The 18,345-nt window shown below is 67.4% G+C and carries 8 protein-coding genes and 2 pseudogenes; 7 read left to right on the forward strand and 3 right to left on the reverse strand.

Features of this window, described 5'->3' with window-relative positions; all coding sequences use genetic code 11:
* Nucleotides 1-327 precede the first annotated feature (327 nt).
* The 4 genes from ABT288_RS16470 to ABT288_RS16485 all read left to right on the forward strand — a co-directional run bounded on the left by ABT288_RS16470 (nt 328) and on the right by ABT288_RS16485 (nt 11,944).
* Nucleotides 328-10,314: a LamG-like jellyroll fold domain-containing protein gene (locus ABT288_RS16470; protein WP_351607650.1), complete on the forward strand. Its 9,987-nt coding sequence runs from the start codon at nt 328-330 to the stop codon at nt 10,312-10,314.
* A 48-nt stretch (nt 10,315-10,362) separates the two neighbouring features.
* Nucleotides 10,363-10,911: an SMI1/KNR4 family protein gene (locus ABT288_RS16475; RefSeq protein ID WP_351607653.1), complete on the forward strand. Its 549-nt coding sequence runs from the start codon at nt 10,363-10,365 to the stop codon at nt 10,909-10,911.
* A gap of 262 nt (nt 10,912-11,173) precedes the next feature.
* Nucleotides 11,174-11,626, forward strand: coding sequence for a hypothetical protein (locus tag ABT288_RS16480; RefSeq protein WP_351607656.1), 453 nt, complete (start codon nt 11,174-11,176; stop codon nt 11,624-11,626).
* Between the two features lie 120 nt (nt 11,627-11,746).
* Nucleotides 11,747-11,944, forward strand: coding sequence for a hypothetical protein (locus ABT288_RS16485; protein WP_351607673.1), 198 nt, complete (start codon nt 11,747-11,749; stop codon nt 11,942-11,944).
* 79 nt (nt 11,945-12,023) lie between these two features.
* On the opposite strand, the pseudogene ABT288_RS16490 reads toward ABT288_RS16485, so the two are convergent.
* A pseudogene (locus tag ABT288_RS16490) lies at nt 12,024-12,353 on the reverse strand (IS5/IS1182 family transposase); the annotation flags it as partial.
* Nucleotides 12,354-12,536: 183 nt separating this feature from the next.
* Between ABT288_RS16490 and ABT288_RS16495 the strand changes: the two are divergent.
* Complete coding sequence (locus ABT288_RS16495) at nt 12,537-13,397, forward strand: chitosanase (protein WP_351607659.1); 861 nt, start codon at nt 12,537-12,539, stop codon at nt 13,395-13,397.
* Between the two features lie 526 nt (nt 13,398-13,923).
* Here the strand turns inward: ABT288_RS16495 and ABT288_RS16500 are convergent.
* Nucleotides 13,924-14,262: a hypothetical protein gene (locus tag ABT288_RS16500; protein ID WP_351607661.1), complete on the reverse strand. Its 339-nt coding sequence runs from the start codon at nt 14,260-14,262 to the stop codon at nt 13,924-13,926.
* 91 nt (nt 14,263-14,353) lie between these two features.
* Between ABT288_RS16500 and ABT288_RS16505 the strand changes: the two genes are divergently transcribed.
* Together ABT288_RS16505 and ABT288_RS16510 are read left to right on the forward strand one after the other, a co-directional pair.
* The gene (locus ABT288_RS16505) at nt 14,354-16,426 is read left to right on the forward strand and encodes a bifunctional polysaccharide deacetylase/glycosyltransferase family 2 protein (RefSeq protein WP_502972761.1); all 2,073 of its coding nucleotides are present in this window, start codon (nt 14,354-14,356) and stop codon (nt 16,424-16,426) included.
* Between the two features lie 87 nt (nt 16,427-16,513).
* Nucleotides 16,514-17,122, forward strand: a pseudogene (locus tag ABT288_RS16510) (tyrosine-type recombinase/integrase); the annotation flags it as partial.
* A gap of 40 nt (nt 17,123-17,162) precedes the next feature.
* Here ABT288_RS16510 and ABT288_RS16515 read toward each other — a convergent pair.
* The gene (locus ABT288_RS16515) at nt 17,163-18,038 is read right to left on the reverse strand and encodes a hypothetical protein (RefSeq protein WP_351607666.1); all 876 of its coding nucleotides are present in this window, start codon (nt 18,036-18,038) and stop codon (nt 17,163-17,165) included.
* Nucleotides 18,039-18,345: the final 307 nt, after the last annotated feature.

Here is an 18,345-nt window from a genome sequence, read left to right on the forward strand (position 1 = left end):
CAGCCAGGTTCTACCACATTGCCTGGGGCGGTGACCGGGGGCCGGAATACTGGTCAAGGCCGAGCATCGAGAGGCCAAGCTTTGCCCAAGATCGCAGGGGCAAATCCGGCGCAAGGGGGTGTGATCACGCCAAGTCGTGGCGTGAAAGTGTCGTCGAGTTGTTGATCAACTCTCCAGGTGCCCGCTACAACTTCCGCTTGCGCCTCCATGGGTGAGGCATTGATGTGTCCTGCCTGTGGGGGTTGTGCGATGAGTCGCCGTCAGTTCCGCGTGTCGTCTGGTGCGGGTAGAGGGTTGGCATCTGTCATCGCCCACCTGGCTAGCGGCGTGCAAGGGCGCTGGCTACGGGGGATCGCCCTCGCGGTCAGTGGCGTCCTGCTCGTGGCGCTGGGGACGCAGTCAGCCCAGGCGGTCATCGACGAGCACGCCCTGGCATCGGGTTCTGCGGTGCTGCCCCATCAGCGGACGGGTTCCGCTGCCGGGCTGTCGCACCAGGTGAAGTCGGCGGCACTGCGCACGAAGGGAAGCGCCTCCAGCCCGAAGGCCAAGCCGGTGCGGGGCGCGCTTCCGCCGTCCTCGACGCATGTACCGAAGGCGAAGGAGCGGGGTTCGTTCCGTCCGCAGGGGCAGCTGTCGACGAAGCGCGTCTCGCCCCCGGCGCGGATCCGAGCTGCTCTGCTGAAGGAGGCTCAGCGAAAGGCGGCCAAGGCGGCCGGCGCCGACTCTTCAGCGCTTGCGGGCGACCCGCACATACCTGGCCCGAAGGCCGCCGGCGCGGAGGTGGTCAAGGACCGCACCGGGAACACGTCGGTGTTCAAGAACGCGGACGGCACCCTCACCGCGCGCGTCTACAGCCGCCCGGTGCACTACCGCACGGCAAAGGGCGCTTGGGCTGACATCGACAGCACTCTCGTGCAGGGTTCGGACGGCCGCTGGGTGGAACGTGCGGACTCGTCGCCCGCTGGCTTCGCCGCGAGCGGAAACGATTCGCTCCTGGTCTCGTATGGGCCGTCGGCAAATGAGCAGGTCGGCTACTCCCTGCAGGGCGCGGCAGCGGTGACGGGGCAGGCGTCGGGCAACGCGATCACCTACCCGGGGATCGCCGCTTCCTCGGACCTGAAGTACTCGGTCACGTCGGGAGGCGTGAAGGAGACTCTCCTCCTGCATGACGCCTCGGCCCCGACGAGCTGGGTGTTCCCGCTCCAGATGACCGGGCTGACCCCGTCCCTCACCTCGGACGGCAGCGTGGTGTTCAAGGATTCCAAGGGCGCTGTGCGGGTGACGATTCCGCACGGCTACATGGAGGACTCGAACATCGGCAAGGTGTCCGGTGAGGGTGCGACGTCCACCGGGGTGACCTACAGTCTGACCAGCGTGGACGGGGCTCCGGCGCTGCGGGTGTCGCTGGATGCGTCCTGGCTGCACGACAAGGCCCGGGTGTTCCCGGTCAAGGTCGACCCGACGAACCTGAACGCGTCCTCCAGCACATATGTGGAGACGCCGTACGACATCAACTTCTCCACCGATTCGGTGCTGAAGGTCGGCTCGTACGACGGTGGCAGCCACAAGGCCAACAGCTATGTTCTGAACTGGTCGTTCGGCTCGACGTTCCAGAACGACTACATCGAGCAGGCGTCGCTGTACCTGGATGACGTGTGGTCCGGCGGCTGCACCGCGGAACCCGTTTACGTCCACGGGATCACCAGTTCCTGGAACGTCGGCACGATCGCGGACTATCCCGGCCTGTCGTACGGGTCAACGATCGGCTCCTCCAGCTTCGAGGCCGGGGCGAGCTGCGGCGGCTCCTCCTGGCACGGGATCGACATCGGTGACAACCCCGGCGCGGCCGGTGTGAAGCTGCTGGAGGGCTGGGCCCACGGCACGACCTACAACAACGGTCTGGCGCTGACCGCGGACAACTCCGTCGTCGCGGCGTGGAAGCAGTTCGCCAGCGTCAACTCCTCCTACCCGCCCTACCTGTCGGTCACCTACAGCTCCTACGGTGCCGACTACTCGATTCCCAAGCAGACGTACACCCAGCCCACCGCGAGCACCACCGGCTCGATGAAGGTGGCGCTCACCAACCGGGGCACCGCCTCCTGGTCGACGTCGAGCACCCAGCTCGCCACCGACATCTACAACACGTCCTGGACGAAGCTGAGCACCAACGCCACCAAGACGTACGTGACGAGTTCGGTCAGCCCCAACTCCTCACTGACGATGACCGGGACGCTCCCGGCCGAGCCACCCGGCCAGTACTACGTGTGCTGGGACATGCTGACCAGCGGCACCTCGTTCTACACCACCTACAATGTGCCTCAGACGTGCGCTGAGTTCACCTCCGCGGACACCCCGCCACAGATCGACTCGACCTCGCCGCCCTCCAACGTCGTGGCCGGCTCCCTCACGCCGCAGCTGTTCGCCAGCGGCAGCGACCCGGACAACTACCCCGGCAACGCCCTGACCTACGACTTCCAGGTCTACACCAACCCGACGTCCGGCAAGCCGTCCCTGGTGGTGGACTCCGGCTCGATCAGCAAGACCCAGTGGACCGTTCCGGCCGGCAAACTCGCCTGGAACCAGTCGTACTACTGGATCGTGTCGGACAGCGACGGCGACGCCCAGAGCGCGTGGTCCTATCCCTCGTACTTCTCCACGACCGTCCCCCAGCCGCTGATCACCTCGCATCTCGGTGAGGCGGCACAGGGCCCGGCCGGCCGGACCTTCGCCCCCAGGGTCGGGAACTACACCACCGCCGCGACGGACGCGGAGGTGTCCGTGGCGGGCCCGGCGTTGTCGGTGAGGCGTTCCTACAACTCGCTCGACCCGCGCACTGGCAACCTCTTCGGTGCGGGCTGGTCGACGCTGTACGACATGTCCGCGCTGCCGGACAACGACGGCTCGGGCGCGGTCGTGGTCACGCTGGCGAACGGCCAGGCGACGCGGTTCGGCCTGAACGCGGACGGGACCACCTTCACCCCACCGCAGGGCACCTACGCCACGTTCCAGACCGTCAGCGGCGGCGGCTACACCCTGACCGACAAGTCGGGCACCACGTATACGTTCGGTCAGCAGGTCGGCTCGGCCTGGAAGCTGAAGACGATCACGGACGCGTCCGGGCGGAGCGAGACCCTCTCGTACAACGCCGACGGCACCCTGGCCACCGTCACCAACACGACCAGCAGCCGCTCGCTGCACTTCACCTGGAGCGGCGGCCACGTCACCCAGGTGGCCACCGACCCGGCCACCTCCCCCGGCGGCACGGCCGAAACCTGGACGTACTCCTACAGCGGCGGCAACCTGACTGGGGTGTGCCCGCCCACGTCCTCCACGGCATGCACCGCCTACTCCTACACCTCGGGGTCGTCCTCCGGCTCGCACTACCGCACGTCCGTACTGGACGCCAACCCCTCCTCCTACTGGCGCCTCGGTGAGTCGACCGGCACCTCGGCGGCCAGCGAGGTCGCCGTCAACGAGGGCAACGACAACGGCACCTACACCGGCGGTTACACCCTCGGCGCGGCCGGACCGCTGCCCGGCTCACCGACCACCGCCGCCACGTTCAACGGCTCCACTGGCTACGTCTCCCTGCCGAACAGCCTTCTGACCTCGGCGAGTTACGTCTCCGTCGGGATGTGGTTCAAGACCAGCGCCTCCGGTGTGCTGTTCGGCTACCAGAAGGACGCGCTGACTGGCACCTCCACGCCCGGCAACTACACGCCGGCGCTGTATGTCGGCACCTCCGGGAAGCTCTACGGCGAGTTCTGGGCGGGCAGCGTCTCCCCGATCTCCACCTCGTCCTCGGTCGCCGACGGCGCATGGCACTACGCGGTGCTGTCCGCCGCGGGCAACACGCAGTCGCTGTACCTGGACGGGAACCTTGTCGGCACCCTGTCGGGGCAGGTGTCGGTGACCGGCCAGCCGGTGGACGCCATCGGCACCGGATTCATCGGCGGCCACTGGCCCGACGAGCCGCACTACAGCACCTCCAGCAACACCGGGTACCGCACCTTCTTCAACGGCTCCGTCGCCGAAGCCGCCTTCTACACCCACGCGCTCGGCCTCCCGGCCGTCCAGCAGCAGTACACCGCCGGCACCCACGCAGCCAGCGAGCTGACCGGCACCACCCTGCCCTCGGGCAAGACCGCACTGGCCGCCTCCTACGACGCCTCCCGCGACCAGGCCACCCAGATCACCGACGCCGACGGCGGCACCTGGAAGCTCGGCCAGCCCACCACCACCGGCTCCGGCGCCTACTACCGAGACGCGGTCATCTCCCAGGCCGCCCCCAACTACTGGCGCTTCCAGGACACCTCCGGCAACCAAGCTGCCAACGAAGTCGCCGGAACCACGGCCTCCAACTGGTGGTCCTCCGGCCCCGCCACCTACAACAACGTCACCCTGGGAGCCCCGGGGCTGTTCACCGGCAGCCCGGAGACCGCCGCGTCCTTCAACGGCACCAGCTCCTACGTGTCGCTGCCGTCCACCACGATCTACGGCGGCAAGGTCTCGGCGAACTTCTCCATCGAGCTGTGGTTCAAGACCAGCGCCTCCGGTGAAACCCTGTTCAGCTACCAGAGCGGCCCCATCGGCACCACCCTGTCGGCCAACTACACCCCCGCCCTGTACGTCGGCGCCGACGGACACCTGTACGGACAGTGGTGGGACCACCTGCTGTCACCCATGGAGTCCCCGGACCCCGTGAACGACGGGCAGTGGCACCAGGCCGTGCTCACCGTGAACACCAACGGTGAGCAGACCCTCAACCTGGACGGCCAGCAGGCCGACACCCGCACCGGCCAGCAACTGGACTTCACCGGCGAGAACGTCGTCTCCATCGGCGCCGGCTACCTGTCAGGATCCTGGCCCTCCCTGCCCTCGAACAACCCCCAGGGCTACTTCAACGGCTCCATCGCCGAGGTCTCCACCTTCAACCAGGCCCTCAGCACGCAGACCGTCGCAGCCCAGTACGCCGCCCGCGGCACCTCCAACGGCGCCACCCCGGTCACCACCGCGACCGTGACCGACCCCACCAACAAGACCCTCACCTACCGCTACGACCCGGCCAACGGCTCCCGCCTGATCTCGGTCACCAACGCGCTCGGCCACACCACCTCCTACTCCTACGACTCCGGCGGCTTTTTCGCCACGGTGACCGACCCGGACGGCAACTTCACCACCACCACGCAAAACACGCGCGGGGACGTGCTGTCGACCACGACCAGCGACATGCACGGTGACACCACCACCAGCTACTCCAGCTACCCGGCCGCCGGCACGTACGGCATCACCGACCCACGCAACGACGAGCCCACCTCCACCGCCGACCCGCGCTCCACCAGCGCCACCGACACCACCTACGCCACTACCTACACGTACAACTCCGCCGGGGACCTGCTCACCTCCACAGACCCCGACCAGCACGCGGTCACCAAGACATACACGGCGGGCACCGAGTCCGCCGTCGGGGGCGGCACCGAACCGGCCGGGCTCCTGGCAACCGCCAAGGACCCGAAGGGCAACATCACCAGCTACGCCTACGACAGCGCCGGCGACCTCGCCCAGGTGACCTCGCCCTCGGGACTGAAGACCACCTACACCTACGACAACCTCGGCCGGCGCCTCACCAGCACCCAGACCTCGGATACCTATCCAGCCGGCGTGACCACCAGCTACACCTACGACGGCCAGGACCGCATCGTCACCGCCACCGAACCGGCCACTACGGATGCCGTCAAGGGAACCAACCACACCCCGCAGACCACCTACACCTACGACGACGACGGCAACACCATCGCGCAGGCGGTCGCGGACACCACCGGCGGGGACACCACCCGCACCAGCGCCTGGACGTACAACTCCCACGACCAGCTCGACTCGGTCACCGACCCCGCGGGCCGCAAGACCACCTACGGCTACGACGCCTACGGCAACCGCACCGCCGAGACCGATCCCAATGGCAACGCCTACACCTACGCGTACTCACCGACCGGTGAACTGCTCACCACCACACTGACCAACTACATCGGAGACCCGGTCAACCCCTCCTCGCCCACATCGCTGGTGCTGGACTCGCGCGCCTACGACCCGGCGGGCTGGCTCGCCTCCGACACCGACGCGATGGGGCGGACCACCGGCTACTACTACAACTGGAACCACAAGCTCATCCAGGCCTACCTGGCCAACTTCCACAACCCGGATGGCTCCACCACCACCAAGGTCCTCCAGCAGGACGCCTACGACGCCGCCGGCCATCTGACGGAACAGCAGAACACCGCCGCTCTGATCGAGACCGACTACACCGTCGACCCCGCGGGCCTGGTCACCAGCTCCGTCTTCGACCCCTACGGCCAGAACAAGACCACCACCTCCAACAGCTACGACGTCGACGGCAACCTCATCTCCGCGTCCGTCACCAAGGGCAGCACCACCGAACAGACCGACTACGCCTACGACGCCTTGGGCGACGTCACCTCGCAGACCGTCCACGACGGTTCCACCAACCTGATCACCACCCACACCTACGACCAGCGCGGACTGCTCACATCCACCACCGATCCGCGCGGCAACGTCTCCGGCGCCACCCCCGCGAACTACACCACCGCCTTCACCTCAGACCAGGCCGGCCAGCTCACCCAGGTGACCGCGCCGACGGTGAACGCCGAGAAGAACGGGGCCGCCCCGCAGGCGATCCACCCCCTCACCTTCTACGGCTACGACACCTTCGGCGACCAGACCTCCGTCGACGACCCCGACGGCAACATCACCACCTACACCTACGATGCCGACGGCGAACGGGTCGCCACCTCGGGGGCTGCCTACACCCCGCCAGGGTCCACCACCTCCATCACTCCCACCGTCACCGCCCAGTACAACGCGGCCGGAAACATCACCGCCGCCACCGACGGCAACGGCAACTCCAGCAGCTACACCTACGACCAGTTCGGCAACCTGGCCCAAGCGGTTCAGCCCGCCGTAAGTGACAGCGCACCGACCACCCACACCACGTATGACGCCGACGGTGAGAAGCTGTCCATCACCGACCCGACCGGGGCGGTCACCACGTCGACCTACGACGACCTCGGCCGCACCCTGACCGTCAGCCAGGTGGTCCGGCAACCAACCACCACCACGGACACAACTACCTACGGCTACGACGCGGCAGGCAACCCCAACTCGACGACCCTGCCCGGCGGTCAGACCTCCACGGCTGCCTACGACACTGCCGGTAACCGGATCACCGCCACCGACCCGCTGGGCAACAGCACCCACTACACGTATGACCTCGACAACAGGCTGACCCAGACCACGCTGCCTGACGGCACGGCCCTCACCCGCACCTACGACCTGGCCGGACGCCAGACCGGTACGGCAAAGCTGAACGCGTCCGGCACCACACTGGCCTCCACCTCTACCAGCTACGACCCGGCCGGCAATCCCACCGCGGTCACCGACGCCAACGGCCACACCAGCAGCTACACCTACGACGCCACCAACGTCCTCACACAGCAGACCGAACCGGTCACTGCCACCTCGTCCATCACCACCAGCTTCGGCTACGACGCGGCCGGGAAGCACACCCGTTACACCGACGGCAACGGCAACGCCACCATCACCACCTACAACACCCTCGGCCTGGCCGAATCAACCATCGAGCCGAGCACTCCCTCCTTCCCGAACGTCGCCGACCGCACCACCACCATCGCCTACGACGCCGACGGCCATCCCGTCACCGTCACCCGACCCGGTGGCGTCACCGAGACCAGCACCTACAACGCCGACGGACAGCTGACCAGCCAGTCAGGCAGCGGAGCCGAGGCAACCACCACCACCCGCACCTTCAGCTACGATGCCGCCGGCCGCGTCACCTCCGCCAGCGCCCCCAACGGCACCAACACCTACACGTACAACGACCGCGGCGAGATCACCGCAGCCAGTGGACCCTCCGGCACCGCCAGCTACGCCTACAACTCCAACGGTCAACTGACCTCCCGGACCGACAAGGCCGGCACCAGCGCCTTCACCTACGACAACGCCGGAAACCTTGCGACTGCCGCCGACCCGCTGACCGGCACCACGCTGACCTACACCCGAAACACCCTCGGCCAGGTCACCGGCATCTCCTACGGCAGCGGTGCCGCCAGCCAAAGCCTCACCTATGACGCCCAGCACCGGCTGACCGGCCAAACCCTCACCGCCCCCGGTGGTGCCACTGAAGCGGCCACCAGCTACGGCTACGACACAGCAGGAAACATCACCTCTCAGGCCACCACCGGCACTGCCGCAGCCGCCAGCAACACCTACACCTACGACCAGGCAAACCGGCTGACCAGCTGGAACAACGGGACCACCAGCACCTCCTACGGCTACGACAACGCAGGCAACCGCACCAGCACCGCCAGTGGCTCAACCACCGCCACAGCCACCTACAACGCCCGCAACCAGCTGACATCCACCACCGCAGGCTCAGCGACCACCAACTACAGCTACACCGCCCGAGGCACCCTGGCGACGGTCACCGGCACCAGCACCGAGACCCTCACCTACGACGCCTTCGACCAACTCGTCACCGACGGCACCACCAATTACACCCACGACGCCTTCGGCCGCCTTGCCACCGCAGGATCGGCAACCTTCACCTACAACGGCACCGACAACACCATCGTCTCCGACGGCACCGACACCTACAGCCGTGGCCTCGGTAACCAGCTGATCGGCATCAGCAACAGTGCGGGCGCATCCCTGGCCTACACCGACCAGCACGGCGACCTCAGCGCCACCTTCACCGCAACTGGCACAGCCCTGGCCGGCTCCACCGCCTATGCCCCCTACGGGCAGGTCATCGCCAGCAGCGGCACCAGGCACGACCTCGGCTACCAAGGTGGCTGGACCGACCCCACCACCAGCCGAACCGCCACCGCCAGCCGCTGGTACGACCCGGCAACCGGCAACTTCACCAGCCACGACGCCACCTCCCAGCCCCCCGCCCCCTCCGTCAACGCCAACCCCTACACCTACGGCAACGACAACCCCCTCACCAACGCCGACCCCTCCGGCAACAGCTCCTGCTACAGCGCGCCCTACACCCCCGCTCCGGAACCGAGCTCCAACTGGCAGCCGGCAGGCGACGGTGGTGGCGGAGACACCGGCGGCGGTGGCGGAGGCGGCGGAGGGGGTTACACCGCGCCGCACGATGTCACCAGCACGTACGACGCGACTCAGGGCGACGACATCTGGAACACCCTCGAAGTGGTGGGCCTGGGCATCATTTTCGGCGTAGCTGTTGTAGCCGCCGTCGTCACCGGGGTGGGCGAAGTCGCCGCCGGACTGGCAGCGATAGGCGCAGGCCTCGCAGCCGCCTTCGACTTCGGGTACTCCAGCTGCGACGTCGCAATCAGCCACCCCGCACCGCCGCCGCCCCCGCCGCCGACCGCGCAGATGGGCCTGCGTGAAAACCCGGGCGCTCGCCCCAGTGGCCAAGCCGACGGTGCCAGCCCCAAGATCGACCCGTCCAAGTTCAAGGTGGTCGCCACTGTGGCTGCCGCTGCCGCAGCCCAGGCAGGCCACCAGCCGCTCGCCAACGGCGGAACCTCAGCGGCTGCCGCAAACGCACTGGCCTCGCTCACCGCGGCGGGGGCTACCGCGGCGTTCTGCACCCTGACGGGGGCGTGCACGCCCCAAGACGATCAGTCGGACCCGGGGTGTCAAGTCGACGGTGCTGGATGGACCGACTATGGACCAGTCGACATCGGCCATGGCGGACGCGCGACTGGAGTGACGGCGTGCCTGGACAGCAGCTACTTGGAGTCACATCCGGGCACCTCGACCGAGACCAACAAGGGCGAGGGGATCGTTCCGCCAGGCTATGACTGGGCGCGAAAGTACGTCGGTTATTTGGGCGGCAAGCCGAGTGGTGTGAACGCCTGCCACCTCCTGGGCGCACAATTGAGCGGCTCCGGCACCAATCTCGAAAATCTTGCGACCTGCGGAACGGATGGAAACTCGTACGTCGGGAAGCCCAATAAGCCGATCAAGCCGATGGATAGCATGCTGCATTTCGAAGACAAGGTGCGGCAGGCAGTGGATGACGGCAACATCGTTCTCTATCGGGTGACGCCGGTATATTCCGGTAGTCGAACCGTGCCGTACGAGATGCAAATGTCATACGTTTCCTGGGATCGCTCCGGAAGACTCAGCGGTGCCGCATCGGACACCGTTTCCAACCTCATATACACTGCGGGTAGCGGATGGAAGAACCTTGGCACAGCGGTCGACAGCCGAACCGGCGCCGATGCCCCCGTCGCCGGTCAGTAGCGCCGTGGATGTTCCACGAGAGAGGACTCGTATATGGGCCAGCCGGCTATGAGTCACCCCGCGATCCTGCGCCTTGGTCAGGCACTCGAAGCGCCTCCGACCGGTGGTGACCGCGTCGACTGGGACGCCCTGTTCGAGGAGTCGGGTCTGCGGTTGCCCGAGGACTACCGTGCCTTCGTCGAGGTCTATGGCGGGGGGGAAATCGATGAGTACCTTTCGGTAAGTACCCCGCCGGTTGCGGAGTCAGCCTATGGCGATCTGCTGGATGGGTTGAACCCATCGCTCCGTCCAGCAGATCTGGAGTTCTTGGCAGGTCACTTTGCCGGCGGTGCAACGCCGGAGGTATTGGCCTTCGGTGGCACTGCGAGCGGTGACGCAGTCTTCTGGCTGTGCACTGACACTGATCCCGACAAATGGAGTGTCGCCGCCTTTAGGCGCCAGTCACCCTACGGAACCGTTCCCTGGACGGTTTTCAGTGGCGGGATGGTGGAGTTCCTGCTGGCCGTCTTTGGCGGGAACCTCCAGCCTTTCAGTGACCGCACCCTTACCCAAGGGCCGCACGAATTTCTCGGTTGGCGGGCCATGAGAGGCTTCTGAAAGCCAGTTGCTGCTGGCATCCTTCTCGGCAGCCCAGGGCTGCGTCGTTCTCGCGGGGTGCTTAATCACCTGATGTCCAAGGGGGCGAGGGGCCTGGCGGGGTTGCGGGCGTAGTGGCGGAGGCCCTCAGCGGTGCTTGCGCGGCCGGTGAGCCGGGGACCAGGTTTCGGTCGGGGACACGCCCTAGTCGTAGGACGTGCCGAACCACCCGGCCGGGTGCCGCGCAGGAGGTGAGCCAGCGCGGCACTGAGGAGGAGACTTCATGTCCGTCTACGGATCAGGCGTGATCGAGGACGGCCTCGCCATCTCCCGCCAGAATGAGGGCGCCCCGGGTGACGGGCCCCATGACGTCTGGTTCGTCCCGTCCCCGGACTGGCTGGAGGGCGTTTCGGCGCTGTATCCGGCCTGGCCGGCAGCGGGAAGTCTGATCTGCTGGGGGGAGGATTCGAACCAGAACGTTCTGTGCTGGTCCACCCGAGGCAGTGATCCGGATGGGTGGCCGGTCATCGTCTGGGACTCCGGCGGTCTCGACGGCGAGGCGTTCATCGAGTTCGACTGTGGCATGGCAGAGTTGCTGCTTCGGATCTTCAGTGAAGAACAGCCGTATCCCCTCAGCGAGGGACTTCTGGGAGGTGTCACCCGTCTCAGATTCGTGCATCGCAGGGAAGAGGCCCGTCTCCGGGGGCTCGGTATCAGCCCTTGGCCGGACGCTTGAGCCTGGCCGTCGACCAGGCGCAGCCTTGTGCCCAGGAAGCGGGCGCGCGGCTGGCGTCTGGCACTTCACGAGCCAACTGCCAGACTTACCCGCGTACTTCGGTGCGGGCGGTTGCGGGGCATGGCCAGCACCAGCTTCCCCTGGCGGCCATGCTCGCCCTCACCGCAGACCCCCCTCTGGTCCACCGGCACCTGGGGCCACTCCGGCGCCTACGCCACCCTCCAGAACGACGGCAACTTTGTCGTCTACAAGAGCGGCGGCGGCCCCAGCACCGGCGGCGCCCTGTGGTCCACCGACACCTACAAGGACGTGCCCTGACACAACTGACCACACAGGAATGAGACCCTGACCGACTGCTCTGTCCGGCCGCCGCCTGGCAGAGCAATCCGGTTTTCTCGTCGCGTCGGGCGTGGGTGTACCCGGCCGCTGGCGCCCGCTCCAGTGCGGTGGACAAGTCGGGCGCGTGGTCAGCGAGCATCGTCAGCCCCTCGTGCAGGTAGCGGTAGGCGGTCGGCAGCGAGATTCCGTCGTCCCGGGCGAGCTGGGCCAGCCGGGTGTCGTCGACGAACCAGCGCAGCACGAGCACCGCCTGCCGGAAGACGCCCAGCGCGCGAGTGCCCCTGCGAGTGCCGAGCAGTTCACGATGCCCGCGCAGCAGCTTCGTGAGATGCTCCGCGGTCCCCCTGCGGACATCCAGGACAGCGGTGTAGGTGATACTGGAGGGCACGTGGAGCCTCTGATTGTACGGAACGTGATCTTCGCAGACGTGTTCTTACCAGGGGCTTCATCCCTGCCTGACGCCAGGTCGACATCCCGCCGACCGGCCTGTCATCGGGCACAGCAACCGTCGCGTTGTCGTGAAGACCTCAGTGAACTGGCGCAGTCAACCAGGAACAGACCGGAGTGTTTCGTGGAGTTGACCAGAATGCGTTGCACCATGCTCGTCGTCCTCGGTGCGGTGCTCACCGTGGGTGGCTGCACGTCCGGTACGGCCCACGAGGCCAGCAGTACAGCCGGTGCTCCGGCAACGTCCGCGGCGGGTCCAGCGGCGATCGAGATGATGGATGACATCACCGCGGTGTTCGAGAACGGTGCCACCGCTCCGCAATACGCCTACATTACCGATCTGCACGACGGCTGTGGATACACGGCGGGGTGGATCGGGTTCTGCAGCCAGAGCGGCGACATGCTCGCGTTGGTCAAGAGGTACAACGCAGTCGCAGCCCACAACGTGCTCGCGAAGTACTCCTCCGTCCTTCAGCGACTGGCCGACTCGGGAAGTGACGACACCGGCGCGCTGGGCGCGGCGTTCGTGCGCGACTGGAAGAAGGCCGCCCTGGACCCGGCCTTCCGGAGGTTGCAGATCCAGGTGGGACACGACACGTACCTCGCCCCTGCCATGAAGCTGGCCGCGCAGGAGGGGGTGAAGAGTGAGCTGGGTCTGGAGAACCTCTACGACACCGCCCTGATGATGGGCCAGACTTCCGACGACTGCGACGGCATGCTGAAGATCGCCCACGAGACCGACAAGCTGCTCGGGGGCAACCCGGCCTCCGGGGTGAACGAGGTGACATGGCTGGCCCGGTTCAACACTGCCCGCCGCAAGCACATGGAGCACCCCTGCACCGCCGGCCGCGAGAACGACTGGCCGCAGGCGGTCGACCGGTCGCAGGCTCTGCAGGAGCTCGCGGACCACGGCGAGTGGGATCTGAAGGCTCCGCTGACCGTGGGCGCCGACTTCAGACTGACCATCGGCAGGCCGCGGGACTGACGCGTCCTTCACGGCGCCGACCCGCTCATCTGCTTTGCGGACTTTTTTCGCGTGCTTCAACAGTTTCTGTACGACAAGCAGTTTTAAGCCACTAGTGTCTGGATCTCGTGCAGACCATTCCGGAGGGCTCGGCGCCCGCCGGGGACAGCGTGACGCGAGAGGCGTCGCCGTCTCCCGACATCCCCATTCAGGAGCCGCCCCACGGGCCTGCCGTGGCCGGTTCCCCGGCCGAGCCCACCGGCGACACACGGAACCTAAGTGGCCTGCCGATACGACGCCTCACCCCCAAACCCATCTTCGTCGACATGTCAGGAGGCCGCCGCAGGCGGCTGCGCATCCTGGTGGCGGCGTTGGTGACTCCGGCAGCGGCCTACGTCGCCCTGCTCGTCAGCACCTTCCTGGGCGGCCCGACCCTGCCGGCGCTCCTGCCGCACCCCCTTCGGCCCCAACCGGGCGCCGTCGCAGAGCACGCGCACGAGATGCACCGGGCCGGGACATCCCCGACGGCCGCGGCGGCCGGCACCGCTCAGCGGCACCGGAGCGCGGGCCTGGCGACGACCGTGTCGAAGGCCATCGGCGGCACGTCCGCCAAGGCGAAGTCACCCTCGACGGTGAAATCGTCCCCGACGCCGAAACCGTCCCCGACCGCGACGCCGTCCCCGAGTCCGACGGGGTCCCCGAGTCCGACGCGGTCCCCGAGTCCGACGCGGTCCAAGGGCCCCAAGCCGCCCCCGCACCCGAAGCAGACCCCGACCGGGCCGCCCTCTGCCTCACCCACCCACGGCACACTCGGGCTCTGACGGCCTACCAGGTCCTCCGTCCTCTGCTCCACGCCCGCAGTTCCATTCCAGAACTCGTCACTCATCCCAGAAATCACCGATGTGAGCTCTTCCCCACGGCGTGGCCGTACCGCCCGCGAAACGCCGGTGCGCACCCACTGGGTGCTGCTGGCGACCATGGTGCTGACCCTCACCCTCACGCTGCTCGTCGAGGGTTACACGCAGCACATGTTCGGCTTCCAGGACGATGGCGGGAACCCCCCGCAGGGACCCGCAGACCAGGTGCCGCCCTCGGTCGAGAACGGCGGCCCAGTGATCTCGTCCACCGGATCCACACCGGTCTCGCTCACCCCACCGGCGCACACTGTGGTACTCACCTTCGACGACGGCCCGGACCCGACCTGGACCCCCAAGGTCCTGGCGACGCTGGAACGGCACCATGTGCCCGCGACCTTCTTCCTCGTGGGCACCGGCGTGGCCACACACCCCGGACTGGTCGCCCGGATGGCGAAGGATCACGACGAACTCGGCCTGCACAGCTTCACCCATCCCTACCTGCCCGCCCTGCCCAACTGGCAGCGCACGCTGGAGATGCGGGAGGACCAGCTCGCGGTGGCCGGCGCCTCGGGAGTCATCAGCAGCCTTTTCCGGCCCCCCTACTCCTCCAGCGCCGACGCGGTGGGCAACGCCGACTGGTCCGTGATGCGACAGCTCGGCCGGCAGGGCTACCTGACTGTGCTCGTCACCCAGGACAGCGAGGATTGGCAGAAGCCCGGCGTGCAGCGGATCGTCCACAACGCCACCCCGCCCAAGTCCACCGGCCAAGTGATTCTCTTCCACGACGCTGGCGGTGACCGCGCACAGACCATCGCCGCGCTCGACAGACTGATCCCACGACTCAAGGCGCGCGGCTACCGCTTCCAGACGGTCAGCCAAGCCTTCCACCTCACCGGCGCCAACCGCCCGGCCTCCACGAGCCAGCACCTGCTCGGCGTCGGGCTGCTGTGGCTGCTCAAGGGGGCGCTCTGGGGTCTCGACGGACTCGACCTGCTCCTGCTCGTAGCCGGAGTGCTGGGCATCCTGCGCGCCGTGATCTCCGTGATCGCCGCTGCCAGGCACCGGCGGCATGCCAAGACGGCGTGGGGACCGCCCGTCACCGAACCGGTGTCGGTGATCGTCCCCGCCTACAACGAGTCGGCCGGTATCGAGGCGACCGTCCGGTCCCTGGTCGCATCGGACCACCCGGTCGAGATCATCGTCGTGGACGACGGCTCCACCGACGGCACCGCCGACATCGTCGAGGCACTCGGCCTGTCGGGCGTACGGGTGATCCGCCAGCAGAACGCGGGCAAGCCCGCCGCCCTCAACACGGGGATCGCCGCCGCCTCGCACGAGATCGTGGTCATGATGGACGGCGACACGGTCTTCGAGCCGGACGCGGTCCGCCATCTGGTGCAACCGTTCTCCGACCCACGGATCGGAGCGGTCTCCGGCAACGCCAAGGTCGTCAACCGGCGCGGCCTGCTGGGCCGTTGGCAGCACATCGAGTACGTCGTCGGCTTCAACCTGGACCGGCGGCTCTTCGACCTGGCCCGGTGCATGCCCACCGTGCCGGGCGCGATCGGCGCCTGGCGCCGGGCCGCACTGGTGCGCGTCGGCGGTGTCTCCGAGGCGACACTCGCCGAGGACACCGACCTCACCATGGCGATCTGGCGGGATGGCTGGCGCGTGGTCTACGAGGAGAAGGCGATTGCCTGGACCGAGGCTCCCGCTTCCCTCGGCGCCCTGTGGCGGCAGCGTTACCGCTGGTGCTACGGGACCCTGCAGGCGATGTGGAAGCACCGCCGGGCCGTCCGCCAGAGCGGCGCGGCCGGCAGGTTCGGCCGACGCGGGCTGCTCTTCCTGCTGCTTTTCCAGGTGCTGCTGCCGTTGTTCGCACCCTTGGTCGACGTGCTGAGCGTGTACGGGGTGATCTTCCTCGACCCTGTCCACGTACTGCTGCTGTGGTGCTCGTTCCTGCTCATCCAGGTAGTCACCGGGGCCTATGCGTTCCGCCTCGACGGCGAACGGCGCGGACCGTTGTGGAGCCTGCCGTTCCAGCAGTTCGTGTACCGACAGCTGATGTACCTCGTGGTGGTCCAGTCGGTCGCCACGGCCCTGTCCGGCAGCCGACTGCGCTGGCAGCGCATGGAACGCTACGGCTCCCACCAGGAAGCACCACTGTCACCGGCAACGGGGGCCCGGGGCTGACGGCAGCGGTTGCCCTGCTGGCAGCCACAGTCACAGCCCGAACTGCCGTCATAGCCGCAGCCGCAACCCCCGCAGTGGTTCACCGTCGACCAAGCGCAGAGCATCCTGGACGAACTCCCCGCCGAGTGGCGGACGATGTGTCTGCTTGGCTTCTACACCGGACTGCGCTGGGGTGAACTCTCCGGCCTGCACCGCCACCGCATCGACCGGCGCCGCTCGCGCCTGTTCGCGGTGGAGGTCAACACCAAGAGCGGTATCAAGGAGTACCCCAAGAGCTCCAAGAGCCGCCGGGAAGTCCCGCTCCCACCGCACGTCCTGGAGCCGCTCGACCGTCACATCCACCGGCTCGACCATGACGCGCTGGTCTTCACCACCATCACCAAGGGCCGCTCCGGACGCCGCCTCGACGACGGCAACTGGCGACGGCAAACCTGGTGGCCGGCCGTCGAAAGCGCCTACTACTTCGACACCGACGGCGAGCAACACCTCGTCCGGCACTACCCACCGCACTCCATGCGCCACACCTGCGCCTCCTGGCTCGTCCAGAAAGGAGTCTCCCTCTACGAGGTCCAGCACCTCCTCGGACACGAGAGCTTCCAGACCACCCAGCGCTACGCTCACCTGCAACCGGACGCGCACAAGGCCGTCCTCGGAGCCTGGGAACGCCTGGACGTTCCGCTGACAATCGCCGCATAAACGTTTCTCCGCCCTGTCCTCCACGGACAGGGCGGAGGCGTCATGTGAGGACCAGGCACCTCCAGTGGGCGGGACCGTGATCACGGATGGTCGGGGTGGTCCTCCGTGGGAAGCGATCAGCGGCCCTGGGCGTCGACGGCCAGGGGTGAGCATAGAGGTCGCCGCGCAGCAGCTCTCGCAGAGCCTCACGGCTGTCCGGCGGAGTCCGCAGTGGCGAGCCAAGCGGGTCGATCTTCGCTGCGTACTCTTCGGCCCACTGCAGCCATTCCGGCTCGACCGCCAGAGTCGATGCGCTGTCGGCTTGTGCGCGTGCTGCGTGGCAGAAGGCGCGGATCTCGACAGCCTGATGCCACGCCTTCACCTGCTCGATCAGGACCCTCGCTCGATGCCTTTCAACTTGCTGCTCCCGCGCCTGAGCGATCGCCGCGTACCACTGACGCTGCTGCTCGGCCTCGCGGAGCTTCCTTTCACGCTGCTGGCGCTCGGCCTCCGACGCGAGGTGTTCGAGATCGCGCAGAAGGTGCCCCAGTCGGGACTCCAGTGACCATCGGGCTCCGTCGCTGTACGAGTACGAATGCTGGTACCGGCTTCCAGCCGGTGCGCCGATCGCCAGGCGTCCGTTGAACTCCTCGTCGTACTTGGGGAGACGCGTCCAGGGACTGCGTTGCTGCTGGCGAACCTCCTGGGGAGTCGGCTCGTGGCGCACCTTGGTCGTCCGCTCCGTGAGCGCGAGCGGAAAGGCGATAACCAGCGAGTGCACGGCTTCACCACGGTGGAGGTCGGTCTGAGTCTCCAGCGCGTAGCCGCGGTTCTCGGCCGCCGTCAGGAGCGCGTGCATGATCCGCAGGGCTCGGTCGACGAGTAGACGTGACAGGTAGAGGGGAATGACCTCGGGCCTTCCTCGGGTGTCGACCACAGTCCGGGACCTGCCGAGAGCCTTGCACGTCGCGCGGACCAGACGGTGAAGGCGGTCCACGCTTTCGGGTACATCGATGGTCGGCACTGGGGGAGGCTGGGCCGCCTTCTCCGCCTTCTCGTCGACCAGCGTGAAGACGCAGTCGCCCCACTGCCGACCGGCCCAGCGCAGCTTGTGTCCCTCCAGTACGTGGCCGTGGTGCAGCGCACTTTAGACGTCGTCTCATTTGGTGAGTCTGCGGTAGCAGATGAGGCTGCAGGCGATGGCGGTGAAGGCCAGGAAGTGTTCGGCCTTGCGTTCGTATCGG

Origin of the sequence: Streptomyces sp. NPDC001093 (assembly GCF_040298985.1) — a bacterium.
Taxonomy (GTDB): domain Bacteria; phylum Actinomycetota; class Actinomycetes; order Streptomycetales; family Streptomycetaceae; genus Streptomyces.

Coding starts and splice junctions, on each gene's coding strand:
- ABT288_RS16475 (WP_351607653.1), top strand. CDS start 10,363: ATGAGTCACCCCGCGATCCTGCGCCTTGGTCAGGCACTCGAAGCGCCT.
- ABT288_RS16480 (WP_351607656.1), top strand. CDS start 11,174: ATGTCCGTCTACGGATCAGGCGTGATCGAGGACGGCCTCGCCATCTCC.
- ABT288_RS16485 (WP_351607673.1), top strand. CDS start 11,747: ATGGCCAGCACCAGCTTCCCCTGGCGGCCATGCTCGCCCTCACCGCAG.
- ABT288_RS16500 (WP_351607661.1), bottom strand. CDS start 14,262: ATGAGTGACGAGTTCTGGAATGGAACTGCGGGCGTGGAGCAGAGGACG.
- ABT288_RS16505 (WP_502972761.1), top strand. CDS start 14,354: ATGGTGCTGACCCTCACCCTCACGCTGCTCGTCGAGGGTTACACGCAG.